The organism is Halorubrum rarum (genome assembly GCF_048380895.1).
Classification (GTDB): Archaea; Halobacteriota; Halobacteria; order Halobacteriales; family Haloferacaceae; genus Halorubrum.
In genome coordinates this window covers 12,616-26,640 of sequence record NZ_JBLWMN010000013.1, presented here as the reverse complement: position 1 = coordinate 26,640, position 14,025 = coordinate 12,616, and the positions used below count along the sequence as shown (strand labels likewise).

Below are 14,025 nucleotides of genomic sequence, written 5' to 3'. Positions count from 1 at the left end.
GGTAGTTCACTCGGGACGGAGGACGACGACCCGCTCGCCGTCGGTCTCCCGGTGCTCGACATCGACCTCGACCGCCAGTCCGAGGGGGATCGCGTCGTCGTCGGGTTCGACGCCACGAAGCACGCCCGTGATCCGGACCGGGCCGAAGTCGGCGATCGCCGTGACGTACGGCGCGTCGTCGGCGAATCGCGGCGGCGGGACGTGGACGACCGTGAACGACTCGACCGCGCCGACGTCCGGTAACGATTCCTCCGAGAGGTCGGTGGACCCGGAGTGCGGACACACTCGACGGGGCGGGAGCGACCCGTGGCCCTCGGGGGACTCGAGGTAGTACCCGTCGCCCTCGGCGAGCGCGTCGAGCCAGTCGTCGTAGCCGGCGTTGCGGACGGCGTCGGCTTCGGCGGCACCGTTCGAGCGGTCGGATGACTCGGTCATTCCGCCACCTCCAGCACGTGGACAACCGCGCTCGCGACGGTCCCGCCCGCATTGTGCGTGACGCCGACCGTCGCGTCGGATACCCGGTCACTGTTCGGATGATCGCCGCGGAGCAGCCGCGTCAGCTCGACTATCTGTGACCCGCCGGTCGCGCCGACCGGGTGTCCCTTCGCCTTGAGTCCGCCCGAGAGGTTGATCGGGAGGTCGCCGTCGGCGGTCGTCTCGCCGTCACGCGCGGCCGAGATCCCCTCGCCCGGCTCGAAGAAACCGAGCGACTCGATCGCGAGCACCTCCGCGATCGTGAAACAGTCGTGGACCTCCGCGACGTCGACGTCGTCGGGACCGATCCCCGCCTCCCCGTAGGCGGTGGCGGCCGCATCGGCGGCGGCGGGCGTCCGAGCGAGGTGTTCGCGATCGGCGAGCGCCATGTTGTCCGTCCCCTGCCCCGTCCCGGTTACGGCGACCGGGGCGTCGAGGTCGTGGGCGGCCGCGTACGACTCGGAGACGAGCACCAGCGCGCTCGCGCCGTCCGTGATCGGGCAGGCGTCGTACAGGTGAAGCGGGGTGGCCACCGGCGGCGAGCCGAGCGCCTCCTCGACCGAGACGCGGCGCTGGTACTGCGCGTACTCGTTATCGAGGGCATTCTCGTGGTTCTTCGACGCGATGTGTGCCAGATCCGTCCTATCGCCCCCGTAGGCGTCGAAGTACGCTCGAGCCATCAGCGCGTACGCGCCGGGGAACGTCGTCCCGGCGTTCACCTCGAAGAGGTCGTCGGCCGCGATCGCGAGCGCCTCGGTCGCCCCGTCGGTTCCGAGATTCGTCATCCGTTCCATGCCGCCGGCGACGACCACGTCGGCCTCGCCGCTCCGGATCGTCCGGACCGCCTCGCGGACCGCCACGCCGGCGGAGGCACACGCCTCCTCGTAGCGCGTCGCCGGACAGCCGAGCCCGGCCGCCTCGGCCATGAGCGGTGCCTGATGGCCCTGTCGCTCCGCGATCGCACCCATGAAGTTGCCGTAGTTGAGCTGATCGACGTCCGATCGCGGCACGCTCGCGTCCTCGAACGCGCGAAGCGCGGCCGCCGCGAACAGGTCTCGGCCCGTTCGTTCCGGATGATGTCCGAACCGCGTGAGTCCGACGCCGGCGACGCGTACTCCGGTCATACGTGATCGGTGGTCGACGACGAGCCATATGTCTGCCGGCCGTTCGTCCGGGACGGCGGAGCGCTACCCGATGTATCGCAGTTCGTCGTCCGCGGCGCTCGGCCCCTCCTGCATCTCCTGTATCTTGCCGATCACTTCCTCCATCTCCTCGGCGCGGTCCTCCAGGCTCTCGTAGCCGACTTCGAACGCGAGGAGCGTTTCGAGCACCTCCAGCACGGCCCGGGCGCTCTTCGGGTCGACGAGGTAGCCGCTCGTCTCGCCCATCAGACACGCCGCCTCGAGCCCGCGACGACCGCCGAGTCCGAGGACGAGTCCGGAGACGCCGACGATGCCGCCCGCGGGCTCGTCCGGCCGGAACTCGACGCCAGCGTCGGACAGATCGGCTTTTCCCTCCGCGTCGGACACCGCGCCGAGAACCGTGTACTCCTCGACGAGCTCGCCGGTCGGGACGCCGCCGAGCGCGAACGCCCGTTCCACGCCGAACGACTCCGCGACGTCGAGGAACGTCGACGTGAGCTTGTAGTGACCGGCGTTCGTTCCCGCCTGGTGGTCGCCGGTCAACACGAGCATGTCCGCGCCGTCCGTCCGCACCGCGTGGAACTCCGCGCAGGTGAGCTCGGCGACGCCCTCGTCATCGACGTTCACCTGCGGCGGGAACTCCGTCGCGTACACCCGCCGGACCAGCTCCCCGTCGAACTCCTCTAACAGGTGCTCCGCCGCGAGCTTCCCGACGTGGCCGACGCCCGGCAACCCCTCGATCAGTACCGGGTCGTCGAGCTCCGGCGTCGCGACCTCGTCGATCTCGATGTCGTTCATACCGTACCCGTCCGGGCGGCGGTCACAAGAGCATGGCTATTCCGTACGATGCCCGCAGCGAGCAGACGCCCACCTCGACAGAAACGGGCGTATACGACGGCACGCCTCCCCGATCCGCGCGCTACAGGTGTGCGATCACTCGACACCCTATCCCGTCGGCTCGTGACGGTCGATCACCCCGAGAACCGCTTCCGAACCCGTGACCCTTTTTCAGGTCGGCCCCGAACCGACGGTCGTGACCGTCGACGACAGCGATCGGATCCCGGCGGAAACCCGTGCGTCGATCGGCCGGGCCGCCGCCGCGGTCGCGGACGGAGAGGCCGTCGTCTATCCGACGGAGACGGTGTACGGGCTCGGCGCGGACGCGCTGGACCCGACGACCGTCGAACTGGTCTTCGAGTTGAAGCGACGCGACCGATCGGACCCGCTCTCGCTCGGCGTCGAGAGCGTCGATGCGGCGCTGGAACACACCCGACCGAGCGACGCGGCGACCGCGTTCATGCGTACGTTCCTGCCGGGCCCCGTCACCGTCGTCGTCGAGCGCGGGCCGTCCGTGCCGGACGCCCTGACCGGCGGCCGTGACCGGGTTGGGATCCGCGTCCCCGACCACCCCGTCGCGCTCGCGCTGCTCCGGGAGACCGGACCGCTCACGGCGACGAGCGCGAACGTCTCCGGGTCGGGGAGCGTGCGGCGAGTCGGGGAGCTCGACGCCCGGATCCGCGCGGGCGTCGCCGCGATCGTCGACGACGGGGAGACCGCCGGCACGGAGAGCACGGTGGTCGACCCCGAAGCGGGGAGGATCCACCGGCGCGGCGCGATGGCGGACGCGATCGACGCGTGGCTCGCGGACCCGCCGATATAAGTAATTCCGCCGGTGTGAGTACCGCCCGATCAGACGGACAGCTCGCCCTTCGCTCTGATCACGTCGAGCTCCTCGGCGTCGATGGTGTCGACGTCGAGCCAGTGGGGAACGTACTCGCGTTTCTCGTACGCCTCGCGCTCGTCCTCGGTGCCCACGGTACACCAGAGCTGCGGCTCGTCGGGGCCGTGCCACTCGCCCTGTTTGTTGATCGAAAAGCAGATCAGCTCCTCACCCTCGTACTCGATGATCGCGTCCTTGCGGATCCCGGGGTCGCCGCGGACGATGAGGTGTTGCATACCTCGGGGTTGGCGGGTTCGGCGCTTAATCGCTTCGATACCTGCGACCGTCCTCAACTCGGACGTCGCCGGATCGGCCTCGACCCGACCGTCGCCGAGTCAGCGCCGATCCCCGGCCACCCGAACCAGTCGCGACGCCGGGAACCCGTACCGCTTCGCGTCGGTGATCCCGCGGCCGTCCGACTCCGGACGGAGCGACTCGACGTACACCGCCTCGACGACCGGCTCGTGAGCCCCGTAGTCCGCGTTGGTGGGGTACGACGCGATGATCCGGTTCTCCTCGGTCCGATACTCGTCCGCTCGCTCGTCGGTGACGGCGAGCACGACGAGGCGGTTCCCCGTCTCTCGATCGCGGACGATGGCCCCGGGGTCGTGCCCGTGGTCCTCACACAGCGCCGGTCCCGTTGCAGCGGACGGGACGAACGTCTCGCCGCCACAGACCGCACAGACGCCGACGCGCTCGTCCGGGGCGGGCACGGTTCCGTCGGTCACCTCCATGGCGACCCGCCGGAGGTGCTTGCAGTGTGAACCCCTGATCGCGTGGTCGGGGCAGGTACAGGTGCCCGCATCGAGCGCAACGACGTACGTTCCGCCGGCCGTCTCGACGACGTACCGACGGTCGCGAAGCGGGCGGACGGTCATCGACTCCGTCCGGGCCCTGGTCGATCGATCCTCCCGGTCGACGGACGCCTCTTCTCGGTCGACGGACGCCTCTTCTCGGTCGACGGACGCCTCTTCTCGGTCGACGGATCCCCCCTCCGGGTCGGACGTGGGCGGGGAGACGGACGGAATCGTCCTGTCGACGGCGGATGACGCGGACGGGTTTCGCGTGTGCGTCATGAGTTGATCACGGAGGTGTGGCCTCCAACGTGTGATCTAAGGGGCTGAACGGAGTTAAGCATGCGGCTGAAGTTGCCGCTTTTGGTGCGCTCGGTACGTTCGTGTGGGTCCGACGTCGACCCCTCGTCGTTCGATTGCGGTCCATCGACCGGGTGCCGCGAGCGCCTTCGGCCCCCGTCAGGGGCTTCGAAGTCCTTTTTTAGCGGCGACGGGAACCCGCAGGCATGGAAATCGACGCGGAGCTCCGTCGGCAGATCACCGTCTCCGTACTGGCGGCCGCGGCCTTCGTGGCCGGGCTGATCGCCATCGGGATGACGTACGGCGAGCCGAACGGGCTGCCGGAAGACGGCGCGCTGGCGCTTCTGGGGTTGCTCACGGGGTTCGTCCTGTTGATGGCTGTGGTCGGCGCGTACCTCATCCGAGCGAGCGCGGCCGGCTCGGACGACGAGTAGCCGTCACGATCGCTCCGTCGTCGATCCGGCATCTCCGCGGTCCTCGCCCGCGCTCTCCTCGTCCGTGCGATCCGCGTCAGCAACCGCGTCGCCCGTGCTCTCCGCGTCAGCAACCGAGTCGCCTGCGCTCTCCGCGTCAGCAACCGTGTCGCCCGCGCTCTCCTCGTCCGTACCGCGTCGGTCCCGCCAATCAGTCACGTCGTCGGCGTCGTCGAGCCGCGTCCGGTAGTACGCGAGCGGATCGACCGCGTCCCGCATGTGGTCGTCCTCGTTGTGACAGATCCCGTAGTTCGACAGCGTGTCACAGGTCGGCGGCGGATACTGGCTCCCGCGATCGTCACGGAGGTACTCGGTCTGGTACCGGATCCCCTCGGCGTCGAGGCTCGTGTCCGCACAGAACTCGACGACCTCGTCCGGCGTCATCCCGATCCCGACCAGAAACGCCATCAGCGCGAAGCTCTCGGGGGCCGATAGCTCCACGTCGCGTTCGGCCTTCTCGATCAGGTTCGTCATACAGGGGGCGAACAGCTCCGGCGCGATCACGTCGACCGGTTCACCGTACGTCCGCTCCGAGAGGAGTCGCTTGAGGTCCGCGACCTGCGATTCCAGTTCCGCCGCGATCCCCTCGCCGGCCTCCAGCTCGAAGGGGAGCCCCTCGCGAACGCGCTCCTCGACGGCCGCCTCCAGCGCGTCGAGCAGCTCCGCCCGCTCGACCCGAAGCTCCCCGTTCGCCAGTTCGCGATTGACGAGCCGCCACGAGGGGCCCCAGGACGGCGACGTGAGCCGGAGATACGGCCCGACCGCCATCCGGTAGCGAGCGGGGGTTCGCGACCGCCCGGTGGACTCCGGGCGGACCGCACCGTCGAGATCGAACTCCGCGAGGACGTCGTCGAGTTCGACCGTGGGCGTCGACCGCGACCGCAGTTCGTCGTCCCGGTCGAAGTCCTCGTGGAACCGCTCGGCCGCGGTCGCCGCCTCCGCGGCCGCGTACTTCTCGATCGCCGGCGACGAGTCGAGCAGCGACACGAGGATCCGCGCGATCGGGTACGAGAGCAGCTCCGCCTGTACGCCGTACCCCGAGTCGCCGAACTCGCCGCTTTCGGACTCGACGGTCCCCTCCATCAGGGCGCGCTCGACGCGCTCGCGTGCCCGCTCGACCGCCGGCGCGTCCGTCGCGACCAACTCCGGGAGCGACACGGTCGCCTCGGCGACCGCACCGCGGGCGGCCTCGAAGAACGGGTACTTGGCGTGGAGCGCGTCCATGTCGGCCTGTGGTAGTGAGGGGTCGCGAATAAGCGGTGCGATCGGTCCTCGAACCGGGCAGGCCCGATCCTCGGGGCAGTCCGCGAACTCCGAGTCGCGCCAGTCCGTCAGCCCGGAACCGTGTCAGTCCGCGAACTCCGAGTCGCGTCAGTCCGTCAGCCCGTAGCCGCGCTTGAACATGACGACGTCGATGGTGACGGCGACGGCGGTCATCCCCGACAGCACCGCGAGCGAGAGCTGTGGGCTGACCTCCGCGACGCCGAGGAAGCCGTACCGGACGCCGTTAACCATGTACACCATGGGGTTCATCAACGAGATATCGCGCAACAGCGGCGTCAGGTCCTCCAGCGAGTAGAACACCGCGCCGAAGAACACGAGCGGGCGGAGGATGAACTGGTTCATCACGGTGAGATCGTCGAAGTCGGTCGCGATCAGTCCCCCGATGACACCGAGGCTGGCGAAAAGCAACGTAATGACGACCAGGAAGGCGATCAGGTACAGCGGCTCCTCGACCGGAACCGGCTGATACAGCCCGGAGATGATCCCCCACCCGAGCACGGCGATGAGTCCGCCAACGAGGAGTCCGCGGGTCGCCGCCGAGAGGACGTACGCCCACACCATGCTCGTGTACGAGAGCGGTGAGGTCAGCACCTCGTGGATGTACTCGTTCCATCGCCCGTGGAAGATGGAGAAGGAGGCGTTCTCGAAGCTGTTCGACACCGCACCGAGAACGATCAGTCCGGGGAGAATGAACAGGATGTATGGGACGCCCGTGATCGTTCCGACCCGCTCGCCGAGGATGACGCCGAACACGGAGAAGTAGAGGACGTTCGTGATGAGCGGCGGCGCGAACGTGTTGGTCGGACGGCGGATGAATCGAAGGACCTCCCGTTTCGTCAGCGTGAGGAAGCCGGTACGATCGACGATCCGTGCATCGCTGGCGACGGGTCCATCGGGGCCGTCCGGCGCGTCAACGCTCATTCGGCACCCTCCCCGGCTGTGACCGTGTGTGGGCCGTTCCCGTCAGCGTCCGTCTCACCGTCCGCCTCACCGTCCTCGTGGCGCGTCATCTCCACGAACACCTCCTCCAGAGAGGTGCGCTTGATCTCCAGATCCACGATCCCGAACCCCGAATCGTCGAGTTCGCGGACGATGTCGGGAGCGACGAGCCCCCCCTGACGGGCGGTGACGACGAGCCGATCGTCGTCCAGATCGACCGCCTCGATCCGGTCGTCCGCAGCGAGGTCGTCGGGCAGGTCACGGGCGCTCGCGGGGGGCTCTCGGAGCCGCACGACGACGTGGTCGGCACCGCGGTCCATCAGTTCGTCGGGGGAGGCGACGGTGAGCACTCGCCCCGAGTCGAGGATCGCCACCTCGTCACAGAGGCGTTCGGCCTCCTCGATGTAGTGGGTCGTGAGGAGGACCGTCGTTCCGCGCTCGTTGAGTTCGATGACGAGCTCCCACAGGTCCCGACGCAACTGGACGTCGACGCCTGCGGACGGCTCGTCGAGGATGAGGAGATCCGGATCGGTGACGAGCGCCCTCGCGAGCATGAACCGACGCTTCATGCCGCCGGAGAGCCAGTCGAACCGGGTGTTTCGCTTGTCGTGGATGCCGACCTGCCGTAACGCGCGGTCGGCCCGCTCGGCGGCCGCCTCGTGGGAGACGCCGTGATATCCCGCCTTGTGCTCTAACACCTCGTGGATCGGGAAGAACCGATCGACGTTGAACTCCTGTGGCGCGACTCCGACGCGGTCGCGCGCCTGCCGGTAGTCGTCCTCGACGTCGTGGCCGAACACCCGCGCGGACCCGCCGGACGCGCGGACGAGCCCGACGAGGACGTTGATGAACGTCGTCTTGCCCGCGCCGTTGGGGCCGAGGAGCCCGAAGAAGGAGCCCTCCGGAACCGTCAGCGAGACCCCGTTCAGGGCGTCGACGTCCCCGTAGCTCTTCCGGAGGTCCTCGACCTCCAGTGCGTTCGTCATGGACGAGCCGATGCCGTCGTCGGGGTTAAACGGTACGAACTCGGCGAGTGCGCTCCCCGATCGCCGGCGGTGCCACGCTGTCCTGCCTACTCGTCAGTCTCCTCGACGGCGGCACCGGGCGCGTTCGCCTGCACGCTTCGGAGCCCCTGTTTCGCCTTCTGCTTCGAGGAGTACCCCTGCCCGCCGTCGGCGATGACGTTCCCGTTGTCGTGGGCGAGTCGCCATCGCCACTCGCTCGCGGCGTCAGCGAACAGCTCGAACGTGGCGTTGCTGCCGCCCTCCTCCGGAGCCGCCTCGTCTTTCGACTCGTCGACGACGTGTGCGCCCGGTGCGTTCCGCTTGACGCTCGCGAGCCCCTTCTCGGCGTTCGCCTTGGAGGCGTACCCCTCCCCGCCGTCGGCGATGACGTTCCCGTTGTCGTGGACGAGTCGCCATCGCCACTGGTCCGCGGCGTCCTCGTACAGCTCGAAGGTCGCCTTGCTCGCGGCCGCGTCGGTGTCGACGTCGCCGTCCCCCTCCGGCCACTCCATCTCGACGGCGAGGCTCACCGAGCCGTCCGCTCCCCGCTCGACCTCGACGCCGAGCTCCGGTTCGGCGTCCGGATCGACCGTCACGGTTCCCTCCTCGTCGGCGGGGACCGGTTCGCCGCGCCCAAGCGCGTCGGCGATCCGGCGGAAGTACGTGGCGATCGCCTGTCGGCTGCGGGACCGTTTCGACTCGTGGATCGTTTCCTCGGACATACGGGTACGAGGTCGATCGGACGACTGTTAACTCTACTGCTCCTCGGAGTCTCCCGGCCGCTCCGCGATGATCGTCTCGCCGGCCCGCACGTCGTCGCCCTCGTGGACGAGCAGGTCCTCACGGTCGACGTCCGCGGGCAACACCACGTCCGCGCGCGAGCCGAACGAGACGTGGCCGACGCGGTCGCCTCGGTCGACGACGTCGCCGACGCCGACCGACGGGTGGATCCGGCGGGCGAACCAGCCGGCGATGATCAGGAGCTCGTACTCGCCGAAGTCGATCGCGACCTGCTCGTTGCGGTCCGACTCCTTGTCGAACGCGGGCCGATTCGCTCCCGGCCGATGTCGGATCTCGCGCACCTCGCCCGAAAGCGGCGCGCGGTTGACGTGGACGTCGGTGACGTTCATGAACACGCCCACTCGGAGGCGCGTCCCCTCCTCGCGGACGACGGAGACGGTGCCGTCGGCGGGAGAGACGACGCCGACCGCGGGGGTCTCACGCTCGGGGTCGCGGTGGAACCAGAGGACGCCGACCGCGAGCGCGAGGAGGCCGAGGCCGACGGGCGGAACGAAGGGAAGCGCGACGGCCGCCGCGAGCGCGGGGTACAGCGCCAGCCGCCACCCCCCGTCGACGACCGGGAACGGGAGGAGCCGCGCGAGCAGGGGGCGGCGAGTGCGGGACCCGGCCATCCTACGCCTCCACCGGATCGCGGAATCCGGCGCGCAGTTCGGTCCGTCCCGCGGCCCACGCTGCGAGCAGGTGGGTCAGATGGAGCCGGTCGTCGAGTCCCTCGGTGAGATCGAGGTCGGCCTCCCCGGCGAGTTCGTGGAGCCGGGCGAGGTCGTCGCCGCCGTACTCGGAGCCGGCCCGAGCGACTCTGAGCGTCTCGCGGAGCAGGTCGTCCCCGTCGTACCCCCCGTCGTCGAGGAGGGAGCCGAGCGTCTTTCGCGCGTCCTTCAGATCGCCGGCTCGTGCGTCGGCGAGCGCCCCGCGGATCGCGTCGTCGTCGCCGACCTCGCCGAGCGTTTCGTAGGCCGTCGCCATCGTGATCTCGCCGCCCTCGACCGCGGTCGTCTGCGCCGAGAGGATCGCCCGTCGGAGGTCGCCGGCGGCCGCGCTGGCGACGAACTCCAGCCCGTCGGCGTCGTACTCGACGTCCTCTCGCTCGCAGATCGTTTCGAGCACGTCGATCGTCTCGTCGGTGGTCGGTGCCCGAACCGGGACCGGAAAACAGCGCGATCGGATCGGGGCGATGAGCTTCGACGGCTGACGCGTCGTGATGACGAACTGCGTCGTGCGGTGGTACTGCTCCATCACGCGCCGGAGCGCCTGCTGGAAGTCCTCGCGGATCGCCTCCGCGTTGTCGAGGAGGACCGTTTTATACGTGCCGGACATCGGCGCGTACGCCGCCGACTCTTTTAACACGCGATTGATCATGTCGCGTTTCGCCATCCGGCTCCGTCCCGCCAGAAACCCCTCGAAGCGCGGGTCCGTTCGGATCTCCTTTTTGCTCCGATCGAAGAAGTCGGCGACGTTGATCTCGATCAGGTCGTTGTCCGGGTCGGCGTGGGCCTCGCGAGCGAGCGCTCGCGTCGCGGCGGTCTTGCCGACGCCCGGCGGTCCCTGCACGACGAGGTTCATCGGCTCGTCGACGGCGCGCAGAAGCCGGTCGCGGGCGTCGTCCTGCCGTATCTCCCCGAGGTCGGGTGCGTGCGTGTCGATCCACAGCGGTCCGTCCATTACCGGATCCTCCGTCCCGCGCGCTCAAGAATCGGTCGGTCCGAGGGGCGTTCGGCGTCGTCCTGCCGTCGCCGTCCCGTCGCGTTCTCGGATGCTTCCGTCGCCGTCCCGCCGCGCTCCCGGATGCTTTTCCGTCGTCGGACCGTCGCGCTGCGCCGCCCGACTACTCCCGGACGATCAGTTCGATCTCGTGGCCGTCCTGGTCTTTGGTGAACGCGTAGTTGTGATCACACGACTCCGGGTCCCGGTAGTCGGGCGCTTCCCGCTCCATCAGCCGCTCCCACGCCTCGTCGAGGTCGTCGACGCGGACGCAGAGGTGCCCCCACGCGTCGCCCATCGTGTACGTCCGCCCGTCGTAGTTGTACGTGAGTTCGAGCGACATCGCCTCCTCGGGCGCGTCGACCGGCTTCATGAAGTAGTTCGCGAACGTGTCCGACTCCCAGCGACCCGTCTCCGCGTAGTCGAACTTCCGGGTCCAGTAGCCGAGCGCCTCGTCGGCGTCCTCGACGCGGACCATCGTGTGATCGATGCTCCACTTCGCGCCGTGATCGCGTTTCACGATCTCGATCTCGTGGCCGTCGGGGTCTTTCACGAACGCGTACCGGTTCCCGCACGACTCCGGGTCACGGTAGTCGTCGACGCCCGCCGCCATCAGCTGGTCGTACGACTCCTGCAGTTCGTCCTCGGGGACGCGCACGGCGATGTGTCCCCACGCGTCGCCCAGTTCGTAGGTGTGATCGCCGTGGTTGTAGGTGAGCTCGAGCAGCGCGCCGTCCTCGTGGACGTCCTCGGGACCGAGATAGACGATCGTGAACGTCTCGGCCTCCCAGCGATCCTTCTCCTCGTAGTTCAAGTGCGTTTCATACCAGTCGAGACTCTCCTCGAGATCCTCGACGCGGATCATCACGTGATCGAACAGACCGGACATACCCGAGGATCCGTCCGCTCGCCTCAAAAGGATACTGACCGCTGACGTCGGGAGACGGATCACCTGCGAACGGATAACGAAAACCGTCGTTTGTGCCTTCACCGTCTATTTGAAACGCGTCGTCGTACCGGCGTGCATGAGACGCGGAACGGCCACGGCCGACGACGGCGAACAGGACCTCGCCCCCGAGACGCGACTCGAACGCTACCTCGCGCGTCGCGCCGCCGACGGAGAGTTCTACTTTAAAGGGAAGTTCATCGCCGACGACGTCGGGCTCACTGCCTCCCAGATCGGGACGCTCATCGGCCGGATCCGGGAGTCGGAGACGGCCGTCGAGATCGAGCCGTGGTCGTACGCCAACGCGACCACGTGGCGGGTCCGCCCCGCGGACTGATCGAGGACGTGGACCGGTCGACCGGTCGAACGAGGACGCTTCCGGGTTCGGCAGGCACAAGTCGCCGCTCCGTGAGGGTGTCGATATGACGACCACCACGTACCTCCCGTATGCCCTCATCGCCATGGGCGCGTACGCGCTCGTCTCCCCGCTCATGCGCGTCGCGACCACCGGACCGAACGCCGTGCCGAGCGACGTCGCAGTCGTGATCTCCAACACGCTGCTCGTCACCATGGCCGGCGGCCTCCTCTGGTACACCGGACAGGGGTTCACGGCGCATCTCGGCTCGCCGAAGGTCGTTCACGTGCTCGCCGCCGGCGTGTTCCTCGGGATCGGGATCCTCGCGCTGTATCGGTCGCTCGCGCTCGGACCCGTGAGCGTCGTTACCCCCATCTTCGCGATGTTCCTCGTCTTCTCGTCGGTGATCGGCTTCCTCTTCTTGGGCGAGTCGTTCACCGCGCGCAAGGCGCTCGGGATCGTGTTCGCCGCGCTGGCCGTGTATCTCGTCTCCGGAACGTGATCGGTCGACGCAGAGACGGCGCTCCGGGGAACCGGTCCGCGGGCATCGTTCCGGAGGTGACTGCCGCGTGAGGAAGTCCCTTTAGGACGGCTCGGGAAGTGACGGTGTCCGCAGTGTCCCGTCTCCCCAACCCGTTTCGGCTCGCGATCCTCGCCATCGGTTTCGCCCTCGCTCGGGTGGGTCTGATAGACCGCGAGCGCGTCGTCCGGACGACCGACCTCGCGTGGCCCCGGATCGTCACCGGGATCGCCCGGATGTCGAAGAACGCGGTCGACGTGGCGATGGTCGGCGTCGCCGTCGGAACGAGCGCGGTCGCCGGCGTCGGCTTCGCGGGGCCCTTTTGGGGGCTCGCGTTCGCCATCGGCGGCGGCGTCGCCGGCGGCACCATCGCGTTGGTGTCCCAGCGCTACGGGGCCGAGGCGTTCGACGAGCTCGGCGACGCCGTCCGAGCCAGCACGCTCCTCGTGGTCGTCGTGTCGCTGCCGGTAACCGTCGCGTTCTGGACGTTCCCGTACGAGCTCATCTCGCTTATAAGCAGCAACGAGCGCGCGATCGAGCTGGGTGCCGCCTACCTTCGGATCGTCGGGCTGGGCGTCCCCTTCGCCGGACTCAACCTCGTCGGCAGCCGAGCCCTCGTCGGCTGTGACGACGCGTACACCGCGATGCAGCTCCGCGCCGGCGGCGCGGTCGCGAACGTCTTTCTCAGCGCGTGGCTGGTGTTCGGGATGGGGCTCGGCGTCGAGGGGGCGGCGTGGGGAACGGTGCTCTCCAACGTCGCCGTGGCCGCCGCGTTCGCCGCCGGGCTCGCCGCCGGCTCGCTGCCCGGCGTAGGCGCGCTTCCGGTCGCCGTCGACCCGTTCGGGTCGTACCGCAACCCGGAGATGCTCCGGGACCTCGTGGCGATCGGTGCCCCCGTGGGACTGCGGAACCTCGTCTGGACCGTCGCCGAGTTCCCGATGCTCTCCATCCTCGACGTCTTCGGGGAGAACACCGTCGCGGCGTTCGTCATCGCCCGGCGCATCTGGGGGATCATGAACACCCCCGGCTGGGGGTTCGGTCTCGCCTCCTCCAGCCTCGTCGGACAGGAACTCGGAACGAACGACCCGGCCGAGGCGGAGGCGTACGCCCGCGACATCATCCGCTTTTCCGTCGCGACGTACGTCGTGAGCGCGGTGCTCATCGCGTTGTTCGCGACCGACATCGTCGTGCTGTTCGCCGACAGCGCCGACAGTCCCGAGGTCCCGATCGCGGTCGATCTGGTGTACGCCGCCTGCTTCGCCGTGGTCTTCCAGGGCGTCTCGGGCGGCGCGGCGGGACCGCTCGACGCTGCCGGTGACACGCGGATCCCCTTCGCCAGCCAGTTCGTCGGGATGTTCTGCGTCTCAATTCCGCTCGCGTATCTCGGCGCGACGACGGCGCTCGGACTGTGGGGGCTGTATCTCGCGTTCGTCGCCGAGACGACCGTCCCCGCCGCGATCAACTACTGGCGGTTCCGAACCGGGAAGTGGAAGGCGATAAGCGAGTCGTACCGGCCGGACGCGGCGGGGACGGAGTAGTCGAGACGACGCCGTCGGTGGCTCGGGTCGGTCG

Annotated in this window: 17 protein-coding genes; 5 read left to right on the top strand and 12 right to left on the bottom strand. The window is 68.8% G+C overall.

The genetic code is table 11. The features are described from left to right. Nucleotides 1–6 precede the first annotated feature (6 nt). The 3 genes from ACNSN7_RS10955 to ACNSN7_RS10945 form a co-directional block, all read right to left on the bottom strand. Nucleotides 7–435 (bottom strand): Zn-ribbon domain-containing OB-fold protein, encoded by a 429-nt coding sequence (locus tag ACNSN7_RS10955; RefSeq protein WP_418282324.1) that lies wholly within the window; start codon nt 433–435, stop codon nt 7–9. Then, nucleotides 432–1,598: a thiolase domain-containing protein gene (locus ACNSN7_RS10950; RefSeq protein ID WP_418282323.1), complete on the bottom strand. Its 1,167-nt coding sequence runs from the start codon at nt 1,596–1,598 to the stop codon at nt 432–434. Before ACNSN7_RS10950 ends, ACNSN7_RS10955 begins: the two co-directional genes overlap by 4 nt. Nucleotides 1,599–1,661: 63 nt before the next feature. Beyond that, entirely contained in the window at nt 1,662–2,414 is a 753-nt protein-coding gene (locus ACNSN7_RS10945; RefSeq protein WP_418282322.1) for a proteasome assembly chaperone family protein, read from the bottom strand. Nucleotides 2,415–2,649: 235 nt separating this feature from the next. Between ACNSN7_RS10945 and ACNSN7_RS10940 the strand changes: the two genes are divergently transcribed. Continuing rightward, nucleotides 2,650–3,276: an L-threonylcarbamoyladenylate synthase gene (locus ACNSN7_RS10940; RefSeq protein WP_418282321.1), complete on the top strand. Its 627-nt coding sequence runs from the start codon at nt 2,650–2,652 to the stop codon at nt 3,274–3,276. Between the two features lie 29 nt (nt 3,277–3,305). On the opposite strand, the gene ACNSN7_RS10935 is transcribed toward ACNSN7_RS10940, so the two are convergent. Both ACNSN7_RS10935 and ACNSN7_RS10930 read right to left on the bottom strand, forming a co-directional pair. After that, nucleotides 3,306–3,572 (bottom strand): HAH_0734 family protein, encoded by a 267-nt coding sequence (locus tag ACNSN7_RS10935; RefSeq protein WP_418282319.1) that lies wholly within the window; start codon nt 3,570–3,572, stop codon nt 3,306–3,308. 99 nt (nt 3,573–3,671) lie between these two features. Continuing rightward, complete coding sequence (locus ACNSN7_RS10930; RefSeq protein WP_418282317.1) at nt 3,672–4,412, bottom strand: hypothetical protein; 741 nt, start codon at nt 4,410–4,412, stop codon at nt 3,672–3,674. A gap of 224 nt (nt 4,413–4,636) precedes the next feature. On the opposite strand from ACNSN7_RS10930, the gene ACNSN7_RS10925 reads away from it, so the two are divergent. Beyond that, nucleotides 4,637–4,864, top strand: a complete 228-nt coding sequence (locus ACNSN7_RS10925; RefSeq protein WP_418282316.1) for a DUF7472 family protein — start codon at nt 4,637–4,639, stop codon at nt 4,862–4,864. A gap of 3 nt (nt 4,865–4,867) precedes the next feature. On the opposite strand, the gene ACNSN7_RS10920 is transcribed toward ACNSN7_RS10925, so the two are convergent. From ACNSN7_RS10920 to ACNSN7_RS10890, 7 genes are all read right to left on the bottom strand, one after another. After that, nucleotides 4,868–6,127: a DNA primase gene (locus tag ACNSN7_RS10920; protein ID WP_418282315.1), complete on the bottom strand. Its 1,260-nt coding sequence runs from the start codon at nt 6,125–6,127 to the stop codon at nt 4,868–4,870. A gap of 147 nt (nt 6,128–6,274) precedes the next feature. Beyond that, nucleotides 6,275–7,108 (bottom strand): ABC transporter permease, encoded by an 834-nt coding sequence (locus ACNSN7_RS10915; protein WP_418282314.1) that lies wholly within the window; start codon nt 7,106–7,108, stop codon nt 6,275–6,277. Next, nucleotides 7,105–8,112: an ABC transporter ATP-binding protein gene (locus tag ACNSN7_RS10910; protein WP_418282313.1), complete on the bottom strand. Its 1,008-nt coding sequence runs from the start codon at nt 8,110–8,112 to the stop codon at nt 7,105–7,107. Before ACNSN7_RS10910 ends, ACNSN7_RS10915 begins: the two co-directional genes overlap by 4 nt. A gap of 86 nt (nt 8,113–8,198) precedes the next feature. After that, nucleotides 8,199–8,852: an HVO_2922 family protein gene (locus tag ACNSN7_RS10905; protein ID WP_418282311.1), complete on the bottom strand. Its 654-nt coding sequence runs from the start codon at nt 8,850–8,852 to the stop codon at nt 8,199–8,201. 33 nt (nt 8,853–8,885) lie between these two features. Beyond that, a complete protein-coding gene (locus ACNSN7_RS10900; RefSeq protein ID WP_418282310.1) occupies nt 8,886–9,542 on the bottom strand; it encodes a protein sorting system archaetidylserine decarboxylase in 657 nt (218 codons plus the stop codon). A 1-nt stretch (nt 9,543) separates the two neighbouring features. Beyond that, nucleotides 9,544–10,593 (bottom strand): AAA family ATPase, encoded by a 1,050-nt coding sequence (locus tag ACNSN7_RS10895; protein WP_418282309.1) that lies wholly within the window; start codon nt 10,591–10,593, stop codon nt 9,544–9,546. Nucleotides 10,594–10,756: 163 nt separating this feature from the next. Next, nucleotides 10,757–11,521 (bottom strand): VOC family protein, encoded by a 765-nt coding sequence (locus ACNSN7_RS10890; protein ID WP_418282308.1) that lies wholly within the window; start codon nt 11,519–11,521, stop codon nt 10,757–10,759. Between the two features lie 136 nt (nt 11,522–11,657). Here ACNSN7_RS10890 and ACNSN7_RS10885 point away from each other — a divergent pair, with 136 nt between their 5' ends. From ACNSN7_RS10885 to ACNSN7_RS10875, 3 genes are all read left to right on the top strand, one after another. Next, nucleotides 11,658–11,915, top strand: a complete 258-nt coding sequence (locus ACNSN7_RS10885) for a DUF7123 family protein (protein WP_418282307.1) — start codon at nt 11,658–11,660, stop codon at nt 11,913–11,915. 85 nt (nt 11,916–12,000) lie between these two features. Continuing rightward, complete coding sequence (locus tag ACNSN7_RS10880; RefSeq protein ID WP_418282306.1) at nt 12,001–12,435, top strand: EamA family transporter; 435 nt, start codon at nt 12,001–12,003, stop codon at nt 12,433–12,435. 113 nt (nt 12,436–12,548) lie between these two features. Next, nucleotides 12,549–13,991, top strand: coding sequence for an MATE family efflux transporter (locus ACNSN7_RS10875; protein WP_418282391.1), 1,443 nt, complete (start codon nt 12,549–12,551; stop codon nt 13,989–13,991). Nucleotides 13,992–14,025: the final 34 nt, after the last annotated feature.

Coding starts and splice junctions, on each gene's coding strand:
- ACNSN7_RS10900 (WP_418282310.1), bottom strand. CDS start 9,542: ATGGCCGGGTCCCGCACTCGCCGCCCCCTGCTCGCGCGGCTCCTCCCG.
- ACNSN7_RS10935 (WP_418282319.1), bottom strand. CDS start 3,572: ATGCAACACCTCATCGTCCGCGGCGACCCCGGGATCCGCAAGGACGCG.
- ACNSN7_RS10895 (WP_418282309.1), bottom strand. CDS start 10,593: ATGGACGGACCGCTGTGGATCGACACGCACGCACCCGACCTCGGGGAG.
- ACNSN7_RS10885 (WP_418282307.1), top strand. CDS start 11,658: ATGAGACGCGGAACGGCCACGGCCGACGACGGCGAACAGGACCTCGCC.
- ACNSN7_RS10920 (WP_418282315.1), bottom strand. CDS start 6,127: ATGGACGCGCTCCACGCCAAGTACCCGTTCTTCGAGGCCGCCCGCGGT.
- ACNSN7_RS10905 (WP_418282311.1), bottom strand. CDS start 8,852: ATGTCCGAGGAAACGATCCACGAGTCGAAACGGTCCCGCAGCCGACAG.
- ACNSN7_RS10910 (WP_418282313.1), bottom strand. CDS start 8,112: ATGACGAACGCACTGGAGGTCGAGGACCTCCGGAAGAGCTACGGGGAC.
- ACNSN7_RS10890 (WP_418282308.1), bottom strand. CDS start 11,521: ATGTCCGGTCTGTTCGATCACGTGATGATCCGCGTCGAGGATCTCGAG.
- ACNSN7_RS10955 (WP_418282324.1), bottom strand. CDS start 435: ATGACCGAGTCATCCGACCGCTCGAACGGTGCCGCCGAAGCCGACGCC.
- ACNSN7_RS10925 (WP_418282316.1), top strand. CDS start 4,637: ATGGAAATCGACGCGGAGCTCCGTCGGCAGATCACCGTCTCCGTACTG.
- ACNSN7_RS10880 (WP_418282306.1), top strand. CDS start 12,001: ATGACGACCACCACGTACCTCCCGTATGCCCTCATCGCCATGGGCGCG.
- ACNSN7_RS10915 (WP_418282314.1), bottom strand. CDS start 7,108: ATGAGCGTTGACGCGCCGGACGGCCCCGATGGACCCGTCGCCAGCGAT.
- ACNSN7_RS10930 (WP_418282317.1), bottom strand. CDS start 4,412: ATGACGCACACGCGAAACCCGTCCGCGTCATCCGCCGTCGACAGGACG.
- ACNSN7_RS10945 (WP_418282322.1), bottom strand. CDS start 2,414: ATGAACGACATCGAGATCGACGAGGTCGCGACGCCGGAGCTCGACGAC.
- ACNSN7_RS10950 (WP_418282323.1), bottom strand. CDS start 1,598: ATGACCGGAGTACGCGTCGCCGGCGTCGGACTCACGCGGTTCGGACAT.